17 protein-coding genes and 7 pseudogenes are annotated in these 20,190 nt (G+C 53.0%); 14 read left to right on the top strand and 10 right to left on the bottom strand.

Annotated elements, in window-relative coordinates; genetic code table 11:
* Positions 1-501: 501 nt before the first annotated feature.
* Positions 502-3,230, top strand: a pseudogene (locus JNO11_RS22320) (cation-transporting P-type ATPase).
* Here JNO11_RS22320 and JNO11_RS22325 read toward each other — a convergent pair.
* From JNO11_RS22325 to JNO11_RS22335, 3 genes and pseudogenes are all read right to left on the bottom strand, one after another.
* Positions 3,190-4,251: an AI-2E family transporter gene (locus JNO11_RS22325; RefSeq protein ID WP_325177940.1), complete on the bottom strand. Its 1,062-nt coding sequence runs from the start codon at positions 4,249-4,251 to the stop codon at positions 3,190-3,192. The pseudogene JNO11_RS22320 and the gene JNO11_RS22325 sit on opposite strands and share 41 nt — an antisense overlap.
* 171 nt (positions 4,252-4,422) lie before the next feature.
* A pseudogene (locus tag JNO11_RS22330) lies at positions 4,423-4,894 on the bottom strand (RES family NAD+ phosphorylase).
* Positions 4,891-5,334, bottom strand: a complete 444-nt coding sequence (locus JNO11_RS22335; RefSeq protein ID WP_061703327.1) for an antitoxin Xre/MbcA/ParS toxin-binding domain-containing protein — start codon at positions 5,332-5,334, stop codon at positions 4,891-4,893. The pseudogene JNO11_RS22330 and the gene JNO11_RS22335 overlap by 4 nt, the downstream one beginning before the upstream one ends.
* A gap of 385 nt (positions 5,335-5,719) precedes the next feature.
* On the opposite strand from JNO11_RS22335, the pseudogene JNO11_RS22340 reads away from it, so the two are divergent.
* A pseudogene (locus JNO11_RS22340) lies at positions 5,720-5,869 on the top strand (aldo/keto reductase); the annotation flags it as partial.
* A 25-nt stretch (positions 5,870-5,894) separates the two neighbouring features.
* Complete coding sequence (locus tag JNO11_RS22345) at positions 5,895-6,884, top strand: aldo/keto reductase (protein ID WP_325177941.1); 990 nt, start codon at positions 5,895-5,897, stop codon at positions 6,882-6,884.
* A gap of 34 nt (positions 6,885-6,918) precedes the next feature.
* On the opposite strand, the pseudogene JNO11_RS22350 reads toward JNO11_RS22345, so the two are convergent.
* Positions 6,919-7,336, bottom strand: a pseudogene (locus JNO11_RS22350) (LysR substrate-binding domain-containing protein); the annotation flags it as partial.
* A gap of 213 nt (positions 7,337-7,549) precedes the next feature.
* Between JNO11_RS22350 and JNO11_RS22355 the strand changes: the two are divergent.
* The 7 genes and pseudogenes from JNO11_RS22355 to JNO11_RS22390 all read left to right on the top strand — a co-directional run bounded on the left by JNO11_RS22355 (position 7,550) and on the right by JNO11_RS22390 (position 13,619).
* A pseudogene (locus JNO11_RS22355) lies at positions 7,550-8,165 on the top strand (TetR/AcrR family transcriptional regulator).
* A gap of 50 nt (positions 8,166-8,215) precedes the next feature.
* Positions 8,216-9,115 carry an alpha/beta hydrolase gene (locus JNO11_RS22360; RefSeq protein WP_287061020.1) on the top strand — a complete coding sequence of 300 codons (900 nt, stop codon included), beginning with the start codon at positions 8,216-8,218 and terminating at the stop codon, positions 9,113-9,115.
* A gap of 241 nt (positions 9,116-9,356) precedes the next feature.
* Positions 9,357-10,545, top strand: a pseudogene (locus JNO11_RS24895) (M20 family metallopeptidase).
* 21 nt (positions 10,546-10,566) lie between these two features.
* Positions 10,567-11,415, top strand: coding sequence for a transporter substrate-binding domain-containing protein (locus JNO11_RS22375; RefSeq protein ID WP_022624593.1), 849 nt, complete (start codon positions 10,567-10,569; stop codon positions 11,413-11,415).
* Between the two features lie 6 nt (positions 11,416-11,421).
* Complete coding sequence (locus JNO11_RS22380; protein ID WP_010246779.1) at positions 11,422-12,147, top strand: ABC transporter permease subunit; 726 nt, start codon at positions 11,422-11,424, stop codon at positions 12,145-12,147.
* 9 nt (positions 12,148-12,156) lie between these two features.
* Positions 12,157-12,843: an ABC transporter permease subunit gene (locus JNO11_RS22385; RefSeq protein ID WP_010246777.1), complete on the top strand. Its 687-nt coding sequence runs from the start codon at positions 12,157-12,159 to the stop codon at positions 12,841-12,843.
* Positions 12,840-13,619, top strand: a complete 780-nt coding sequence (locus JNO11_RS22390) for an ATP-binding cassette domain-containing protein (RefSeq protein WP_010246775.1) — start codon at positions 12,840-12,842, stop codon at positions 13,617-13,619. Before JNO11_RS22385 ends, JNO11_RS22390 begins: the two co-directional genes overlap by 4 nt.
* Positions 13,620-13,873: 254 nt before the next feature.
* On the opposite strand, the pseudogene JNO11_RS22395 reads toward JNO11_RS22390, so the two are convergent.
* Positions 13,874-14,471 (bottom strand): annotated as a pseudogene (locus JNO11_RS22395) (TetR/AcrR family transcriptional regulator).
* 141 nt (positions 14,472-14,612) lie between these two features.
* Here JNO11_RS22395 and JNO11_RS22400 point away from each other — a divergent pair.
* Both JNO11_RS22400 and JNO11_RS22405 read left to right on the top strand, forming a co-directional pair.
* Positions 14,613-15,038, top strand: coding sequence for a RidA family protein (locus tag JNO11_RS22400; protein WP_033768711.1), 426 nt, complete (start codon positions 14,613-14,615; stop codon positions 15,036-15,038).
* Between the two features lie 3 nt (positions 15,039-15,041).
* Positions 15,042-15,347: an AraC family transcriptional regulator gene (locus JNO11_RS22405; protein ID WP_072101261.1), complete on the top strand. Its 306-nt coding sequence runs from the start codon at positions 15,042-15,044 to the stop codon at positions 15,345-15,347.
* A 24-nt stretch (positions 15,348-15,371) separates the two neighbouring features.
* Here the strand turns inward: JNO11_RS22405 and JNO11_RS22410 are convergent, their stop codons facing one another.
* Positions 15,372-15,881: an anti-virulence regulator CigR family protein gene (locus JNO11_RS22410; RefSeq protein ID WP_050679224.1), complete on the bottom strand. Its 510-nt coding sequence runs from the start codon at positions 15,879-15,881 to the stop codon at positions 15,372-15,374.
* Between the two features lie 463 nt (positions 15,882-16,344).
* Here JNO11_RS22410 and JNO11_RS22415 point away from each other — a divergent pair, with 463 nt between their 5' ends.
* Positions 16,345-16,914 (top strand): DUF4142 domain-containing protein, encoded by a 570-nt coding sequence (locus JNO11_RS22415; protein ID WP_325177943.1) that lies wholly within the window; start codon positions 16,345-16,347, stop codon positions 16,912-16,914.
* 174 nt (positions 16,915-17,088) lie between these two features.
* Here JNO11_RS22415 and JNO11_RS22420 read toward each other — a convergent pair whose 3' ends face one another.
* Positions 17,089-17,418, bottom strand: coding sequence for a helix-turn-helix domain-containing protein (locus JNO11_RS22420; RefSeq protein ID WP_198346862.1), 330 nt, complete (start codon positions 17,416-17,418; stop codon positions 17,089-17,091).
* 96 nt (positions 17,419-17,514) lie between these two features.
* On the opposite strand from JNO11_RS22420, the gene JNO11_RS22425 reads away from it, so the two are divergent.
* Complete coding sequence (locus tag JNO11_RS22425) at positions 17,515-18,303, top strand: NAD(P)-binding domain-containing protein (RefSeq protein ID WP_325178062.1); 789 nt, start codon at positions 17,515-17,517, stop codon at positions 18,301-18,303.
* A 148-nt stretch (positions 18,304-18,451) separates the two neighbouring features.
* Here the strand turns inward: JNO11_RS22425 and JNO11_RS22430 are convergent, their stop codons facing one another.
* From JNO11_RS22430 to JNO11_RS22440, 3 genes are read right to left on the bottom strand one after another with little or no spacing between them, the layout of a single operon-like run.
* Positions 18,452-18,598 carry a hypothetical protein gene (locus JNO11_RS22430; RefSeq protein ID WP_325177944.1) on the bottom strand — a complete coding sequence of 49 codons (147 nt, stop codon included), beginning with the start codon at positions 18,596-18,598 and terminating at the stop codon, positions 18,452-18,454.
* Positions 18,599-18,826: a hypothetical protein gene (locus tag JNO11_RS22435; protein ID WP_223566029.1), complete on the bottom strand. Its 228-nt coding sequence runs from the start codon at positions 18,824-18,826 to the stop codon at positions 18,599-18,601.
* 15 nt (positions 18,827-18,841) lie between these two features.
* On the bottom strand, positions 18,842-20,155 hold the full coding sequence (locus JNO11_RS22440; RefSeq protein ID WP_325177945.1) for an FAD-binding oxidoreductase: 1,314 nt from the start codon (positions 20,153-20,155) through the stop codon (positions 18,842-18,844).
* Positions 20,156-20,190 lie beyond the last annotated feature (35 nt).

Genomic DNA, 20,190 nt, shown 5'->3' on the forward strand with positions numbered 1-20,190 from the left:
ACATCAGCTTTTAAACTGCGGTTTGATAAGCATTAAGGCGTAATAAACCCTGATGCTTATCGCGACCGGGATAAACTTATTTTTAATCTTCGTCATATAAGTTTAACGAAGCGGCAGGGCCGCTTCGCCTGAATCGGCTTACGCCGCCATCTGAGAGACCACCAGCCAGGTCAGTAAGCCCACCAGAGTCGTTGCGGCGACCGCGAGAATAACGAAACCGCAAAGCATGATAATGCTCTGTTTTTTCATCAGAGTTTCCTTTTGCGAGCCAGAGTATAAACCGATGCACACTGCATCAGCATACTTAAACCTTAGCTAAACAAAAACAACGTTGTCATTCTCATAATATAGGTTAGATTTAATTTAGCCATTTTATGTTATTCGTCAGACGTTTCTTACGTAAATATGATATCGGTCATTACCTGCAGGAGGGGCTGCCTGCAAAATGCATGTCTTTTAATTGCGCCTTTATTTCATCGCTAAATGGCACGAGGTTTATATATGCTAAATAATGATAAGCAGGATAAAGCGTTAGCTTTATCTGAGCGCCCCTGGTATCAGCGTAGTGTGGCAGAGATATTCTCCGAACTGCAGAGCTCATCAGCAGGATTATCCACCGCCACTGCGCAGGAACGCCTGCAGAAACACGGTCCCAATGCCCTTCCGCAAAAAGCTGAGAAATCGGCTCTGCTCAAATTCATCGCGCATTTTAAAGATGTGCTGATCTATATTCTGCTGGCCGCGGCGGTGATCACCGCGATCATGGGTCACTGGGTCGATACCTTTGTCATTATCGGCGTGGCCGTCATTAACGCCCTGATCGGCTTTATTCAGGAGAATAATGCCGAGAAGTCACTGAAAAGTATTCAGAACATGCTCGCCAGTGAAGCGATGCTGGTGCGGGATGGCAAACAGGTCACGGTCGCGACGCGCGATATTGTGGTTGGTGACGTGGTGATGTTACGCCCCGGCGACAAAATCCCGGCTGATTTGCGACTGTTTGAGGTCAATAATCTTCGGGTTGAAGAGGCGATTCTCACCGGGGAGTCGACGGTGGTGTCGAAGAACACCGATACGCTGAGCGGTGAAAAATCGCTGGGCGATCGTCTGAACCTGGCTTTTTCAGGCACTACCGTCAGCTCCGGCACCGCCGCAGGCGTGGTGATCGCCAGCGGCGGTGATACTGAGCTGGGCCATATCAACGAAATGATCAGCGGCATAAAAGAGGTTAAAACCCCGCTGCTGGTGCAGATCGACAAACTCGGTAAAGCGATCTTTTTCATCATCCTGCTGATGATGGTCGCCCTGTTTATCTTCGGCTATCTGCTGCGTGACATTCCACTGGGCGAGCTCTCGCTGTCCGTCATCAGCCTGGCGGTTGCTGCGGTTCCGGAAGGTCTGCCTGCCATTATCTCTATCATCCTGTCGCTGGGCGTGCAGTCGATGGCGCGGACCCAGGCGATTATCCGTAAGCTGCCGACTGTTGAAACCCTGGGCGCGATGTCGGTGATCTGCTCCGATAAAACCGGCACGCTCACCATGAATGAGATGACGGTGAAAGCGGTGGTGCTGGCGAAGAGCCGCTGGCGCGTCAGCGGAAACAGCTATGAACCCAAAGGGGAGATTGTTGCTGAGAAGGGCGACGCAAGTGGACTCTCTGCGGCACAGGATCCGCTGTTTCAGCAGTTCCTGCATGCGGTAGACACCTGTAATGAAAGCCACTGCGTCAGGAAAGTCAGGGACACTGGACGATTGTTGGCGGCCCGACTGAAGGCGCGCTGAAGGTGCTGGCGGCGAAGGGTCAGACGACACCTCAGCCGGTTGAGGTGGTGAGCAAGCTGCCGTTCGATTCCCTCTATAAATATATGTCGGTCAGCTGTGTTGCAAACGGCGAATCTTATGTGCTGCTGACCGGTGCGCCAGACGTGCTGCTGACGCTATGTCAGCAGCAGCAAACACCGGAGGGTGCAGAGCCGATAGACCGTACGTACTGGGATGCCGCCATCACCACCTACGCCAGCGAAGGGCTGCGCACCGTTGCCGCCGCCTGGAAGAGAACCTCTGCACCCGTTACCGCGCTGGATCATGCCGATCTGAGAAGTGACATGGTGCTGCTGGGTCTGGCCTGTATGATGGATCCCCCACGTCCCGAGGCCATTGCCGCCATTGACGAGTGCCAGAAAGCGGGCATTCGCGTCAAAATGATCACCGGCGACCATCAGGAAACCGCTATGGCGATTGGTCAGATGCTGGGAATCGGCAACAGCCAGGCTGCTATCACTGGCTACCAGCTTGAACACATGAGTGACGCCGAACTGGCGGACGCGGCAAAAACCTATGACATTTTTGCCCGCACCAGCCCGGAACACAAACTGCGTCTGGTGAAAGCGCTGGAAGCGAGCGGCGAGATCGTCGGCATGACCGGCGACGGCGTCAATGATGCTCCGGCGCTGAAACAGGCCAACGTCGGTATTGCGATGGGTATCAAAGGCACCGAGGTGACAAAAGAGGCGGCCGATATGATTCTGGCCGACGATAACTTTGCCACCATCGCTGCGGCAGTCAAAGAGGGACGTCGGGTTTACGACAACCTCAAGAAAACCATCCTGTTTATTATGCCCACCAACCTGGCACAGGGTCTGCTGATTATTATCGCGATTCTGATGGGCAATCTGCTGCCGTTAACCCCGGTACAGATTCTGTGGATGAACATGGCAACATCCGCCACGCTGTCGTTTGGTCTGGCGTTCGAGCCTGCTGAAGCCAATGCGATGCGCCGGCCACCGCGCAATGTTAAAGCGCACGTGATGGACGCTTACGCTATCTGGCGCGTGGTGTTTGTCGGTCTGCTGATTTCAATCAGTGCCTTTGTGCTGGAAGCCTGGCTGCAACCGCGTGGCTACACTGCCGAGTTTATCCGTACCGTGCTGCTGCAGATGCTGGTGACTGCGCAGTGGGCCTACATGCTTAACTGCCGTAACTCTGATGGCTTCTCACTGGATCGCGGTCTGCTGAAAAATCGCGGTATCTGGCTGGTGACGCTGGTACTGATTGTCCTTCAGGCGATCATTATTTATGTGCCATTAATGAACACGCTGTTTGGTACCCGTCCACTGCCGATCAACTACTGGCTGATTTCGCTGATTGTCAGTATCGCGATCTTCATCATAGTTGAGATTGAAAAACGCCTCACCCGCGCATGGCGGGTGAAGACGCCATCACTGAGTTAATTCTGTCTCCGGGTCCTGCTGCGGATAGCTCGCCAGTAGGACCTTTTTTAATCAGATAGGTCAGTGGAATAGCCAGTATCCCGCCCGTAATCCCCAGTAACGCCTGCCAGAACAGAAACGCCAGCAACTGCGTGGTCAGCGCCAGATTGAGTCGCTTCCCAATCAGCAATGGTTCGATCACCGAACTCAGGCAGAGGTTCAGCACCACAAAGAAACCTGCTACCGCCAGCGCGATCTGTAAATCAAACATGATGTAACTCTGGATCACCGGCGGAATCGCGGCCAGAAAGGAGCCAAGCACCGGCACGTAATTAAAGATGAACATCAGTACGCCCCAGAAAAAGGCAAACTTCAGCCCGATCAGATGCGCGCCGACGCCCACGATTAACCCGCCCAGAATACTGGTCAGCGTTTTCACTCTGGCATACACAATCACGCTTTGAATTCCCTCCTGCAGCGCCAGATAAAAGGCCTGATGTTTTCCCTTTACCCGCTGTTGCAGTGCAGCTTTCAGCAGCGGCATCTCATAGAGCATAAACAGCAGCATCAGGAACACCATGATCCACCATGAGATGACGCCAGGGATTTGCGTCAGAAATGCAGTGACAATGCGCACTATCGCACCCGCATCCACAAAGGTCAGCAACTGGTCGGGCGTCATACCGATATCAAGCCGGGCAAAGGCCAGCGTCAGCTGTTCAAGCCGTGCCGCCAGCAGCACGGGCGCCTGGCGGCTGAGTTGCATCAAATCGGGCGTCAGCACGGTTAACTTGAGGATAGTGACCACCATGATCAACAGCATCAGCATAATCACCAGCAGTGACGAGACGATGCGCGGTATGCGTTTGTTTTCCAGCCGGGTAATCAGGGGATCAAGCATGATGGCCAGTAACATCGCCAGCAGAACCTGATTGATCAGCGGTGCTGCCAGATAAAGGCCGGTCAGAATAATGGTCAGACAGGCGAGGATAAACAGCACGCGTGCCAGTGGCAGCCAGAGGGTGAACCAGCTCAGTCCCATGATTGGGCTCCTTCAGCAAAGATAAGCTGCAGTATAGATGAGGCTTAAGCTTCAGTGCCTTGCGTCAGGTCAGATGGGGAAAGGCTTCTCGCAGGGCTTAAGAGACGATCATCGGTGGCTTCCGGCCCTTGTTCAACGCACGAATGCGCGACCAAAAGCTATCCGGATAGTTTATGTACGATCCGGTTTCAGCCGACGATCAAACCGGAACGGAATGGCCTCAGCCTGTTGAACTATCCGGAAGAACTCGGGATGTTCAGGATTTAACAGATAGTTATATTCTACAGGGGAGAGGGCACTGGGAACACGCAACGCAACCGCATCGCAGGCAGAGCACCAGGCGTCTCCATAGTCAGCCAGTTCTGCCGGTGCGTCTTCATCGGCCCAGTTTGCAGGCAACTCAGTGATATCAGCGGTCTGAATCAGCACATCGGGAACATCGATGCGCAGAAGTGTGAAAGCATCCAGGATGTGTGCTGAGTGCAGATGGACCAGTGTTTCCAGCAAAGTCAGCGATGCTGTTTCAGAAACATAAACCATGGATATGCCGATGCTGTTCCAGCGGCCGCCCGCCTCTTTTTGCGCCAAATCCCGTCCAGGCTGTCGAAAGATACTTTGTCTTGGTCAGCCTGTAGAGAATCAAGAGTAAACTCCGTGCTCCAGGCGCGTGATTAATTTCATGACCTCGTAAGCCCCGGTTTCAGACGCCATCAGTTCTGCGGGCATTTTCCAGCTCAGCGCCCTGTTAGGCTCATTCAACCATTTTAGCGCTTCATCCTTATCACCTTCGAACAGTTCAACTGCGCGATCAATGACACGGATAATACGTACCAGTCGTTCACTTTGTTCAGCGCTGAATTTCGCTTTGACGCTTCGGCTGAACGTCGTGGAGGGAATACCGGACATTTTGCGCAGATCGTTTTGCGTAATCTTCGCCCAGTTGACGATCAGGTGAGCTACGTTGCCATCAAGGCCTTCATTAATCTGGGCAAGCAGGGCGACACCATCAGCGTTGTTCAGGCCTGCGACCTGCCATAAGCGTGGCGGCCTGGTTTTATTCGCAGAAAAACTGAATGTCTTCATCTGTCACCTCCAATTGGTCATTTAACTATAACCATTTGGTGGGTGGTGGCGCAAATTTCAGGCTCTGATAAATCAGGAAAACCGGTCACTCTGAACCATTCAGAGTCATGTGTCAGAGCAAGTCGCGACTCACACATATTCATGAGTTTCATTCATATCGCGTTATTGATCTGAATAATGTGCAGATTGTCGATCTCATCAGCCAGTTTCTTAAAGAGCGAAATCTGCAATAGCGGGCAGGCAAAGATCAGGATTAATCATCATTGATGAATAAAAGTAATAAGCCCTAGCTAATTACCCTACTTAATCCAATAAATTATTTTACGTTATGATTTTCACACACAACGGCTGAAGGATAACGCCATGCCAACTGTAAAACTCAACAATGGTAGAGAACATCAATATCCTCGTTTTTGAACGCAGTTCTGAGGATATGTTGCAAATTGCGGCGCTTGATTCCGCAACCAGCACATTCTTCTCTCATTCCTATCCGGCGATGATGGAGTGGCTGACTGGCCGCAAACCTGACGTTTAAAACGCAACAGAAGAGGCTTTCAATAATGCAAAAACGCTATCTCGGAAAATCAGGGCTTGAAGTGTCAGCACTCGGTTTGGGCTGTATGGGCCTGAGTCATGGCTATGGTCCGGCGACCGACACCCGTCAGGCTGTTGAGCTGATTCGCGCCGCGGTTGAACGTGGGGTGACATTTTTCGACACAGCCGAAGTTTATGGCCCATATCTTAATGAAGACGTGGTGGGTGAAGCGTTACAACCCTTACGCGACCGGGTGGTTATCGCTACCAAATTTGGTTTTACCTTTGGTGAGGACAATAAACAGCAGATTTTAAACAGCCGCCCGGAACATATTCGCAAAGCGGTTGAAGGCTCGTTGCGTCGTCTGAAAACCGATGTGATTGATTTGCTGTATCAGCACCGCGTCGATCCGGAAGTCCCTATCGAAGATGTTGCGGGAACCGTGAAAGACCTGATTTCAGAAGGTAAGGTCAAACATTTCGGCCTTTCTGAAGCGGGTGCACAAACCATTCGTCGTGCACATGCCGTACAACCTGTTACTGCACTGCAAAGCGAATACTCAATGTGGTGGCGCGAGCCCGAGCAGGAGATCCTGCCATTGCTGGAGGAGTTGGGGATTGGTTTTGTGCCATTCAGTCCATTAGGCAAAGGATTTCTGACGGGCGCGATTAAGTCAGGAACGACGTTTGGCAGTGACGATTTCCGTAGTAAGGTGCCGCGTTTTGCCGCTGAAGCAATTGAAGCTAACGAAAAGCTGGTCACATTACTGGGTGAACTGGCTGCCGGAAAAGGGGTTACGTCTGCACAAATAGCACTGGCATGGTTGCTGGCACAAAAACCGTGGATTGTTCCCATCCCCGGGACTACTAAACTGCACCGGCTGGATGAAAACCTGGGTGCTGCCGACATCACTCTTTCACAGGACGACGTGCGGCAGATAGAAGAGGCGCTTGAAACGATAGAAATCGTCGGCGAGCGTTACTCCCCTGAGCATCAGGCTCGTGTGGGCCGTTAAGATTCAGGCGGGTCTGCATCGAATTGCAGACCCGCTATTCCAGGTGCCGAAGCGCATCTATCATCAGCACAAAAGCGGGCGGATGCTGTTTACGGCTCGGGTAACAGAGATAATAACCGGGAAATGCAGGGCACCTATCCTGCAGAATCTGAATTAGCTTTCCGGATTTTACATGCTCCCTGATCGTATCTTCAGGAACACAGGCAATACCAAAACCCGATAATACGGCATCGATTCTTTCTGACAGAAAATTAAACGTGACCTGTCCTTCAACTCTGACACGTAACGATTTTCCTTCCTTCTCAACCTTCCAATGATAAAAGTTTTAATTTCGGCCATACGAGAGTTTGAGCTGCATGCTCCCCTGCGGATAAGCGGATATTGCCAGAGAGCGTTCCATTAAGTTGAACCTGAAATTCATGCTCCTGCTCAAGATCGGCAATACGTGGCTCAGATAGGCCTGATTACATAACGCGAGATTAAAACGGCGTACCTGACGTGCCGAACATGTCTGGGCCTATGCCTTTCACGCGCCGTCGAAACGGTGTTTTATCTGAAAAGGTCATGGTGAGGGGCGGGTTCCATTTTAAGGCGAGCCCCAGGCATAAGAAAGCCTTTATCTGGCGGACAAATCAGTCTATCTTTAAGGAAATGATCATTCTCTAATGGTGTTTGCGATGAACGATAACCGTTATAAAGAGCGGGGACGACCGCGGGCGTTTGATACCGATGCGGCACTGGACAGCGCAATGCTGGTATTCCGGCAAAAAGGGCTATCACGCCACCTCGATCGGCGATTTGGGCCAGGCTATGCAGCTCACTACCGGCAGCATCTATAAAGCTTTTACCGACAAGCGCACGCTGTTTGCAAATGTCTTCGCTCGCTATCTCTCAATGCGTAACAGCAGTTTAGCTGCGCGGCTGGCGCAATGTGAAAATGGCCGTGAGCAACTGGCGGCGCTACTCAATTTTTATGTGGATTCAGTGCGCGATGTCGAAGGTGAGCGCGGCTGTCTGGTGGCTGTCAGCGCCTTAGAGCTGCAAACTCTGGATGAGGAACTTGCCGGAGCCGTCAGCGCGGCGCTGATACGCAACCAGCAGAATCTGCAGCAGATAATCAGCCTGGGTCAGCAGGATGGTTCGGTCAATCCTGCACTGGACAGAGAGGCCACCGCTTCGCTGATGCTATGCATTGTTCTGGGGATGCGGGTAGCCGGTAAAGTTGCTGCTACCCGGCCCGATGCCAGCATCATCCCCCTGGCGCTAAAGATACTCGACTAAATTTTTTACACATTAAGGAATCGATCGTTTCCTTATTATCCGGAGGTTATATGCGCGTATATCCACTCTACCAGCACCACTTTATTAACATTGACTCGCAGCGGCTGCACTACCTCAGCGCAGGCAGTGAACACGCTGAGACTGTGGTTCTGCTCGCGGGTTTCCCGCAAAGCAGTTATGCCTGGCGGGAGGTTATTCCCTTGCTTGCCAGCCGCTTTCATGTGATCGCACCCGACCTGCCAGGGCAGGGTGATTCTGACTTTCCAGCCAGTGGTTACGACACTGACAGCGTGGCAGAGCGCATACTGGCGCTGCTGAACCAGCTGGGTATCGAACGCTTTCATCTGGCCGGGCATGATATCGGGGCGTGGGTCGCCTGGTCACTGGCGGCAGGCCATCCCGAAAAGGTCAACCGTCTCGCGCTGCTGGATGGCGGCATTCCCGGTATCACGCTGCCTGACTTACTGCCAATGGTGGGTGATAGCGCCTGGAAAACCTGGCATTTTGGATTTCACTGTGTGGATGATTTACCGGAAGCGCTGATCACTGGCAGAGAGGCGATCTACCTGGACTGGTTTTTTAACCGTAAGTCAGCCAATCCACATCGCATAGATGCGGCGGCCCGTCATGAATATCTGCGCGTTTTTCAGCAGCCCGGGGCCCTGCGGGCCGGACTGGCTTTTTACCGCGCTTTTGCACAGTCGGCAGAGCAGAATCGACAGCGCGCGTTAAAAGGCAAACTGGCTTTACCGCTGCTGGCTGTCAGTGCCGACCAGGGATCGATACCCGATATGGCCACCCCGCTGCGCACCGTAGCGCATCAGGTAAGCATTGAAACTGTTCTCAACTGCGGTCATTTTATTCCCGACGAACAACCCGAGAAATTAGCGGAAATACTGGCAGACTTCTTTATTACCTCTCCGGATAAAAGCGAAATATCACCTCAGTGACAGTAGGGAAAGTAATGTCGTGTGGCGGATTATTAATATTATTGCTGATCCGCTGTTATCTCATACAGGTTTCCAATAAATAACACTATCTTATTGATTTTTAAGTATGTAGAGCAGGCTGTTGCGCGTTGCTTTCTGTCGCGTGCTGTGAATAAATAAACGGTCATCAACGTCCGCCATCAGGATGAGATTAAAATAGCGGTCGGCAGCAGAGTGCCGATCGCATATTGCCGGGGCTGCTATGAATCAGGAAAAAGCACGACTGGCCGGGGAAATAAAAGCCAGAGTTAATGAACTTGAATCGCAGTTAGTGGCGATTCGACGTGATATCCATGCGCATCCGGAATTAGGCTTTGATACGCTGCGCACCGCCAGTCTGGTCACAGAGTATCTGCAGGCGCTGGGACTTAATCCCCGCACCGGCGTTGGCCGCAGCGGTGTTGTGGTGGATATCGACGGCGCAGAGCCGGGTAAGACGCTGCTGTTGCGCGCCGACATGGACGCGTTGCCGATACATGAGCAGACCGGTTTACCGTTTGCCAGCCGCTATCCCGGAAAAATGCACGCCTGTGGGCATGATATTCACACCGCAACGATGCTGGGTGTCGCAACGATCCTGCCGCACTATCGTCAGCAGCTCAAAGGTCGGGTCCGGCTGATATTCCAGCCCGCGGAGGAGACGCCAGAAAGTGGCGCTGAGGCGATGATCGCGGACGGCGCGGCAGATGGCATCGACTGGGCCGTGACCCTGCATAACAAGCCTGAACTGGCTGCGGGGGGAAGTCGCCCTGACGCGCGGGGCCAGCACTGCCTCCAGCGATGAATTCGACGTTACAGTGCATGGTGTTTCGACCCACGCGGCACGTCCGCACATGGGCACCGATCCGATCATCGCGACCGTGCATCTCATCAGCCAGCTACAGACCCTCATCTCGCGTGAACGCGATCCCGCTCACTCCGCCGTATTAACCATCGGGCACATTCAGGGTGGTACCACCCACAATATCATTCCCGATAGCTGCCTGTTTCAGGGCACCATCCGTACTAAGTCGCCGGAAGTACGCGCTGCTATGGAAACCTCGTTTAAACGGATGTGCGAAGGGGTGGCGCTGGCGCAAAACGTGCGGGTGGAGGTTAACTTCCAGCGTGGCGTGCCGCCTCTGATGAATGACGATCGTCTGATCGATTCACTGGAACAGATTCTGTCGCATCAGTTTGATAAGCCCATCATCGCGCAGCCCAGCGCCAGCTTTGGAGCCGAAGATTTTTCACTGTTCACGGAACGGGTACCGGGCTGCCAGATTCATATTGGATCGGCCACGCCGGGCCGTGACGATCACCTGCATAACTCCGACTATCAGCCGGACGAACGCAGCATTACCGCCGGGACGCAGGCGCTGACCCGCCTTGCAATTGATTTACTCTCTTAATAATAAATAAATGAGGTTTATATGATGATGCGTAACCGCCTGTTCACGGCTTCTCTGACCGTGGCACTGCTCGCCACTTCCGCGTTCAGCCAGGCGAAAGATTTCGGCACCCTGAAGTTTGCGACTGAAGCGGCTTATCCTCCGTTCAACCAGACCACACCGAGCGGCAAAATCGTCGGCTATGAGCCGGATATGGTGGCGGAGCTGGCTAAACGTGCAGGTTTTAAATATGAAATCATCGCCCAGAAATGGTCGGGCATGATCCCGGGTCTTATCGACGGTAAATATGATGCGGTGATCGATGCGGTGACCGTAACGCCAAAACGTGCTGAAGCGATCGATTTTACCCATCAGTACACCGTCAGCGTCTCCAGCTTTGTGACTGCGAAAAAAAGCCCGCTGGCCACGCTGCCAGGCAGCGGCACGATTGTGACGGCGGATGATGACGCCGGCATGAAAAAAGCGATCGACGATCTGAAAACCACCTTCAAAGGGAAAACCATCGCGGTGCAGGTCGCCACCATTCAGGCGGATTTCCTGCAGAAATACCTGGGCGACGTTGCCACTATCCGCACCTATCAGGCGGGTCCTGAAACCTTCGCCGACCTGATGAATGGCCGGGTGGATGCTGTCATGGCGTCTCGTACCAACCTCAACGCCTTTGTGAAAAAACATGCTGAGGCGATCAGCAGCAGCGGCTATGGCTTCTCCGGTGGCGTGCTGGGCGCAGGCTCGGCGATTGGTCTGCGTAAAGGCAACAGTGAGCTGCAGCAGGTGCTGAATCAGGCGCTGGACTCCATGATCAAAGATGGGACGCTGAGCAAACTGTCGATCAAATGGTTTGGCGAAGATGTCGCGCCGAAAGCGTAACCGCTGATGCTGATGAATATTGACTGGCAGATACTGGGCTTCGGGGATGAGGGCTGGGGTGGCGTGCTGCTTAACGCCGCCGCCGTCACCGTCAGCGTGTCGTTATGCGCCTGGCTGCTGGGTGCGTTGCTGGGCAGCGTGCTCTGCTGGATGCAGATTGCCGGTTCACGCTGGCAGCAGCGACTGGCGGCGGGCTATATCACACTGTTTCGCGGCGTGCCGGAACTGCTGGTGATCTACCTCTTCTACTTCGGTGGACGACAGGTGGTTTCCACCGTGGGCACCGCGCTGGGCTTCCAGGGACCGTTTGATGTGAACGGTTTTGTGGCGGGCGCGATTGCCATCGGGCTGATCTCCGGTGCCTATCAGAGCGGGGTATTCCGTGGCGCTTTCTACGCCATTCCCGGCGGAACGCTGGAAGCGGCGACCGTGACCGGCATGGGACGGCTGATGATGTTTCGCCGCATTATCGTGCCGCAGGCGTTACGCACTGCGCTGCCCGGCATGGGCAACCAGTGGCAATCGGTGATCAAAGAGTCGGCGCTGGTCTCGGTAACCGGACTGGTGGAAACGATGAACCAGGTCTCCACCGCAGCCAACTCCACCCAGATGTCCTTTTTCTTCTACAGCGTGGGTGCGGTGATCTACCTGATTATCACCACATGTTCCGATATGGTTTTCCGCTACGTGGAAAAGTTTGCGATGCGCGGTCAACAGCGCGTAAAGGGGTAAGGAGACCACGTGGATATCATGTTTTTACAGCAGACGCTGCTGGCGCTGCTGAAAGGATTGCCGCTGACCATCAACCTGGCGCTGCTCTCACTCTTTGGCGGCGGCGTGCTGGCGCTGCTGCTTAACCTGCTGCGCATGACGCGTGTCGGCAGCGTTTTCTGTCGCTTCTACGTCTGGCTATTTCGCGGTACGCCACTGCTGATCCAGATCTTTATGGTCTATTACGGCCTGGGCAGTCTACCGGCGGTGCGGGAAAGCTTGTTCTGGCCGCTGCTGCGCGATCCCTACTGGTGCGGCTTACTGGCGCTGATTCTCAATGATGCCGCCTATACCTCGGAGATCCTGCGCGGCGGGCTGCGTGCCGTCAGTCAGCAGTCGCTGGAAGCCGCTAAAGTCTCAGGCATGTCGTCGTATAAGATCTTTACCCGCATCACCTTACCGATTGCGATTCGACAGGCATTGCCGGCCTACAGCAATGAGATCATCTCGATGATCAAAGCAACGTCGCTGGTCAGCACTATCAGCCTGATGGAGATGACCGGCATTGCCGACTCGATAGTCTCTTCCACTTTCCGGGCGCTGGAGGTGTTCCTGAGCGCGGCGGTGATCTACCTGATACTCACCATGCTGGTCAGCAAAGGCGTATCGATGCTGGAACGACGCTTATCACCTTACTATTTTGGAGCACGCTCATGACCGCACCTACCATCATGCTGAGTCATCTCAGAAAGAGTTATGCGGGACACGAAGTGCTGCACGACATCAGCCTGACCGCGCAGGATGGCGATGTGATATCGCTGATTGGTGCCAGTGGGTCGGGAAAAAGTACGCTGTTACGCTGCATTCCGTTTCTTGAAGTGCCGCAGGCAGGCGAAATTGCGGTAGGCGAGGTGAACGTCACCCTGGATAACGCCGACGAAAAACTGAGCCGCGAGCAGCGCCGTCGCATCAAGCTGATGCGAATGCAGCTCGGCTTTGTATTTCAGAGCTTCAACCTGTGGCCGCATAAAACGGTGATGCAGAACATCATTGAAGCGCCGGTTCATGTGCAGAAGCGCAGCCATAAAGAAGCGATTGAAGAAGCAGAAGCGCTGCTCCATAAAGTGGGACTCTATGCAAAACGCGACGCCTGGCCGTCGCAGCTTTCCGGCGGACAGCAGCAGCGTGTGGCGATTGCACGGGCGCTGGCGCAGCAGCCGAAAGCGATACTGTTCGATGAGCCAACTTCAGCGCTGGATCCGGAGCTGGTGGGCGAAGTATTGCGGGTGATCCGCAGTCTGGCGGAAGAGGGACGTACCATGATTATCGTCACCCATGAAATGGGCTTTGCGCGCGACGTGTCGAACAAAGCGGTGTTTCTGCACCAGGGCATGATTGAGGAGTCCGGTTCGCCGGAGCAGGTGTTTCTCGATCCGATCTCGCCACGCTGCCGCGCCTTTGTAAATAGCCACTTTGAGCGCAATGCAGGCTGAAGCGTCGTTCTGATAAGGCTGACGCACTGAGATTTCGTGTTTTGAGATCAGAAAACCCCGGAAGATTTTCCGGGGTTTTTTTTACATCAGCCAGACCACGTTATGCAGAACTATCAGCGCGATCTCACGCCCGGTCCTGAGACTACGCATCCGCTGTTACACTGAATTAAAACGACACCGCGCCTGAAAGAGTTGCATGCGTCAGCACTCGGAGCTTCAGGGCTATCAGTGAAAGCAGCAGTGATCATTCAGGATTAAATCGCACTATGGCGCAAGCCGCCTGCCAGTTGTGTGAACACGTCGATCATCTTTGGCAGCGCCTTTTCCGGCTCGCTGCTGGAAGCGACCCACAGTGCGGCATTCAGCGCCGCGCTGTTCAGCAGATGAGCGGCGGCATCGGCGTCGACCGGCTTCATTATCCCGCTGTCGATAAGGCGGGTAATCGTTTCACGCGTGGCTTCCAGGCAGCTGTTCTGGCTGGGCCATTGCGAAGGATCTCCCAGAAAAGCCGGGCCATCGCGCAGCACAATACGTTGCACTTCGGCATCCATTGCCATGCGGATATAGGCGATGCCTTCAGCCACCAGCTTCTCCCACGCATCGCTCACCCCAGACGCTGCCGCTTTAGCCTGCTGGGCCATTTCGCCATCAACCTGTGCGACGACCGCCGCAAGCAGCCCCTTTTTTGTCACCAAAATTGTGGTAGAGCGCCCCGCGTGTCAGACCTACGCTGGCCGTCAGTTCATCCATTGATGAGGCGGCAAAGCCTTTTTCGGCAAAGGCTGTGCGTGCTGCTGCAATCAGTTTTGCCCGGTTCTCTTCCATTGTTTCAGCGCGACGTTTAGCGGCCATACACTCTCCTTTCACATACGCGAGGTATATTAATTGACATACGCGGCGTATGTGTGATTAATGTGACATACGCCGCGTATATTAAATCAAACTCGTGTGCGCTGCATCCTGCAATCCCCTAAAGGCTATTGAGGAAATTCTATGATCACACGCGAACCCATTTTTCCTGCCAATCGTCACGCTCTCTATGAGCAGCATGGTTATTCAGCGGCTATCCGCTCAGGCGATCTGCTGTTTGTCTCAGGTCAGGTGGGCAGCCGTGCCGACGGCACGCCGGAGCCTGATTTTGCTGCTCAGGTAGAACGGGCATTTGAGAATCTGGCAGCCACGCTCGCTGCGGCAGGGTGTACCTTTGACGATCTGATCGATGTCACCACATTTCACACCGATCCGGAGCATCAGTTCGAAACCATCATGCAGATAAAGCAGCGCGTTTTTCCGCAGCCTCCTTATCCTAACTGGACAGCGGTGGGTGTGACGTGGCTGGCGGGATTTGATTTTGAAATCAAGGTGATTGCACGCATTCCCGATCAACGGGACCAACGGAGCCTGTCACAGAGTGCATAAAGCATGAGTGGCAATCTGCCTGTCAGGTACTTTACACCGGAGACGGGCGCTGCGATGACATGCCGGACGTTAAATAAGCTGGCATCACAGACAGGGATGTCCCGCGCTGCATTTGCAAAACACTTTGGTCAGACGGTTGGAATTACGCCCATAGAATCTCTGACGCAATGGAGGATGCTGCTCGCCAGCGATCGTCTGCAAAATTCAGGCGAAACGATTTCAGGCGTTTCTGCCGCACTGGGATATGAGTCTGAGAGCGCCTTCAGAAAAGCATTTAAGCGTGTTACTGGCGCTCCACCAGGAAAGTAAATTCGTTCGAAAAAGTTTTGAAGGTTAATCGAAAACCCCATTAATTACGGCGGTCACGACAGCGGTGCTCAGGGCTATCAGCACAAGATTATCTCCGACAGCTCGCCATTCGTAACCAGGGTAATAGGGCAGCTCATTTAGCATTGATGCTGGCAAACTTTTTTTGGCGATACCCGGAGGCAAAGGTTTACCACGCGCAACTTTTTTAGCTATTCCTGGCGGCAAAGACTGATAGCCGACAAGGCCATAATTGACGGCAAGTTTACGTGCAAGAGAGTAGTTGATATCTGACTCGACGTGATCGGGCCGTCCAGCGTTCTTACGATTTCCATGTTTTTCTTTCGGACCCGCATTACCATGCCCCTTGTTTCCGTGCTCTCCGCTTTTGCCGTTATTACCCGGGTTTCCGCTATTACCATTACCCTGACCGCCACCACCGTTGCCGTTGCCCGGATTTGCGAAAACGGGCGCAGCAAGCACGGTACAAGATATCACCACCGCAAATGCGGCTTTTAAAGCGCGAGATTTGAGCATGTGATCTTTCCTTAATATTATTCAGTAATCTGAACCAGAAAATATAAAGCGATGTAAGGAGGTAACATGAGCTCAACCTCTTCACATTATTATGTCACCTGTTAGTTATTACCCAGCATTAAACGGCCGACAACCACATAGCAACCTTAAGAATTATCTCAAACTAATCAAAGAAAAGCTGTACGATGTTTTGATATTTCGTATAAATTTAATGCTGAAGCCCTTGCTAACAATAGATAAATTTTCGGCTTTAAGCGAGGCGGAATACATTTTCGTTATTTTTATGCTGCTGCAATGCATTGTTTATACTTGCGATTACCTGACATTACTACAACGCTTAATAACTCTGCTACGTAAGGTACCTTAAGCGAGACAGAAACCATGTCGACTCATGAGACGGAGCAGGTAATTTTGAGCAGAACTTTTCTGATATCGGTCTTCCCATAATATTCAGGATTACAAAATGAAAAATAATAAAAGCTATAAAGGATGGCTGGCTATATCAGCCGTCGTCGCTCTGTGCAGCACTGCCACCGTACAGGCTGAGACGCAGACAAGCGCCCCGCAGGGCGGGAATACACCGCAGACCGTAAAGAATGACAAGCTCAGCCCTGGTGATGAAAAAGCACTGAAGGATATGGCGCAGGCCAATATCAATGAAATTGCCGCCGCCAAAATTGCGCTGAACAAAACACAAAGCGCAGAAGTTAAAACCTTTGCACAGAAGATGGTCGAAGATCATGGCAGTGCTCTGACAAAAGTTCAGGCGGTTGCTAAGCAAAAAGAGGTGACATTACCGACTGCGCCAGACGCTAAACATAAGGCCATGGCAGACAAGCTGGAAAAGCAGAGCGGCGCTGCCTTTGACAAAATGTATATGGAAAATGCCGGAATAATGGATCATAAGAAGGTGCTGTCGACGCTGAAGAGTGACGCGACGAAGATAAAGGATGCGGATGTGAAGGCGCTGGCCGACGCGCATACCCCTGTTGTAGAACAGCATCTGAAATCCGCCCAGCACATGGCGATGTAACCGGGCTGGCCGGTTCCGAATTATCCGCAAGCGCTGTTACGGGATCATCGGGACCAGCCAGAAACGACATAATCCACCATCAGCTGGAGTTTCTCTCTCGTTACGCCAGCCTTGGCCTGAACAGCCATGCCCTGCACTCAGCCACATCGGTATAACTGGGTTGAAATGCGAGCTTCAGTCGCCATCAAGCCCCAGCGTTTCACGACGTAGTAAGGCCCAGTCAATCAGAGCAGTCATTGATGGCCCAAGCGCTTTACCCAGATCGGTAAGTGAGTACTCAACACGCGGAGGGACTTCGGGATAAACCGTGCGAGTCACGATGCCATCCTGTTCCAGTTGTTTAAGCTGCTGGATCAGCATTTTTTGATTTACGCCCTCAATCCGGCGCTCCAGCTCTGAAAAGCGCAGCGGGCCTTTAGCAGCGAAAAGCTGACAGATGATAATTGTCTTCCATTTTCCTTCAATAATCTTCAGCGCCTCAGTAGTAGCCTGAGCCCACACCATTCGCTGCTCCGGAATATCACAACGCCAGTCTCTTTCCATACTTACCTTCAGGTTAGTAACCCACTATTTTGTCGGTTCTTGTTGTTTATTCAGTGAATATGTAGGGTATCTCACTCACCACAGAATCAGGAGCGAAATATGAAAATCGGCGTAATTGGCACAGGTAATATCGGTAGCACCCTGGCACGGAAGCTCAGTGAAGCGGGGCACAAGGTAAAAATCGCTAATTCACGCGGAGTTGATGGCGTGCGTGGTTTTGCGGGTGAAATTAATGCAGAACCCACAGACATCAGGGGAGCGGTTACAGACGTCGAAGCCGTGATTCTCTCCATTCCGCTGCCGGCACTTAGCAGCCTGCCTGATGGGCTTTTCGATCACCTGCCACCCCATGTCCCGGTGATCGACACCAGCAACTACTATCCTGGCCTGCGTGACGCACCGATTACTGCACTGGATAATGGGCAGACCGAAAGCGAATGGGTTCAGGAGCAAATCGGACACCCTGTGGTTAAAGCTTTTAATAATATCCTTGCCGACTCGCTCGCCGATCTGGGCCAGCCGCAGGGAAGTCGGGGTCGTCTGGCGGTTGCCGTAGCGGGAGATCATCCTGATGCTGTGCAGACGGCCATGTCACTGGTTAACGACACCGGTTTTGATCCTGTGTTCTCTGGGACTATCGCTGAATCATGGCGTCAGCAGCCCTGCACACCTTGTTACTGCTGTGACTGGGAAGCGCCCGTGATGCTGCGAGCTCTGGCGTTGGCCAGAAAGGGAGAAGGCCAGGCTCGGTTGCCACAGCTTTATGCCAGTTTCGCGACGCTGGGTGATGCACCCTCTCATCAGGATATTATCGAAAACAACCGTGCCATAAACTGGCCGGTTTAAATCGCTACGCAAGGATAATCTGTCTGCATTGAAGTTCTGGATAAAGATTGTTCTGAGAATATTTTTGCATAGTGGCTCTGGCTCAGGCTCAGGCATCTGGTCCACGGTATTGCTCTGCAGGCTTGTCCTTAAGCCTGAGAGATCCAGATTACTCTCCGGGAAGTGTGCTAATAAAGTCACGATAGGTATGCAGTGGGCGGCCAGGCAGGGTGACCAGACGTTCCCGGTCGCCCTCTTGTGGAATCATCCCATCACTGACGTAACGTTCAGCCATCAGCCGCATTTCATACGCCATTCAGCGCGGCATAAACTCCGCCATATTGGCTTCGAATGCATCCGGATTATCTCCTCCATAAATTACCGGACGGCCCAGAAGCTGTTGCCAGGCTGCTGCTGCCTCTTCTCCGTTGAGCGTATCCGGCCCCACGAGATTGAGCGTTTCGACCGGTAATTCTTCGCTGGCCTGGTCGCGCCTTATCAGTTCAATTGCCGCCACTTCAGCAATATCCAGTGTGTCGACCATTACAGTTACGGATTATCAGACCTCTTTACGGCCCAGATAACGCTCTTTAATCAGTGACAGTTTTATGCCGATATCCAGCGCCGGCGATGGCGGCATGAAACTGGCCTTGCCCAGCGACAGCATATCCGCGATATGCGGGTTGTCCTGTTTCATCATGTAATCTGCCAGCAGACTGCCCGCTACGGTCTGTTTTGAAACACCTGCGCCGTTACAGCCACCCGCCGTACAGATAAATTTGTTCAGCATGCCCCATTCAGGCGCGCTGTTTCGCGTAACGCTGATGGTGCCGGACCAGGTGTGGGTTATCTTTACGCTGCTGAGGGTCGGATAGACTTTATGAAATAAGCGCTGATGCAGCTGGGTTGCCTGCCAGGTCTCTGCGGCATTTACCTGACCGCTGAGTGCGGGTATCACGTGCTGGCGAATCAGGAAACGGCGGTCTGAGGTAAAACGGAAGGTAGCACCGGCAATCGCATTAACCGGCGTAAGCCCCCAGCTCTGCATGAGGGGCAGAGTAGCCAGTTGTTCATCGGTCAGCGGATCGGTAATGCTGGCGAAGGTCGCCATTGCAGCCTGCCGCGAAAGTCCTGGTCGCAACTCTGGCGATAATGCGTTGGTGGCCAGCATCACCTTTGGCGTTTTGATGATGCCAAACGGTGTCAGCACTTCAGCCATGCTGCCGTAGCGAATCCCCAGCACTGGCGTGTTATCGAAGCGTTGAACATTTTCAGGTAAAGAGTGGTTTAGCCCGGCGATCAACTGCGCCGGATTAACCAGCACACAGCCAGGCGTATATATCCCTTTACTGTAAAAGCGCGTGCCGAGTTTAAGGTAAAGCTCCTCGCTGTCTGACATCTGCCATGGCTCATCCATTAAATCGAGCTGGCTGGCGTACTCTTTTAAAATACGATCACTGCCACGTTCAGCCTGGCAGTGATATTTACCGACCTGTTCCCAGTCGCAATGAAGATGATGCTGAGAAATAACCTGCTCCAGCTGACGAATGCCTTCCTGAAGCAGGTTACGGTAAGCGTTGGCCTTTTTTAATTCAGCGGTCGAACTGCCAATATTATGAGGCAGACCGATAACAAACCCGGAATTACGTGCCGATGCGCTTTCCCGTGTGCTGTGCGCGTCGACGATGATAATTTTCAGGCCAGGATTAATTTCAGCCAGGCGGCGCGCAAAGGCAACACCTGCAAATCCCGCGCCGACGATAACCCAGTCGGCAGTGATATCCTCTCGCAGCATGGGCTGCGGTGTAAAACAATGCTCACCCGCAGGCCAGCCCAGTTGATTGTGATTAAATGGTATCGATGCGTAGCGCAATTCCCTGTGCCCTTATCTGAAAAATAAAGCAATTT

This window comes from Pantoea sp. 1B4, assembly GCF_016925765.1.
GTDB lineage: Bacteria > Pseudomonadota > Gammaproteobacteria > Enterobacterales > Enterobacteriaceae > Pantoea > Pantoea agglomerans.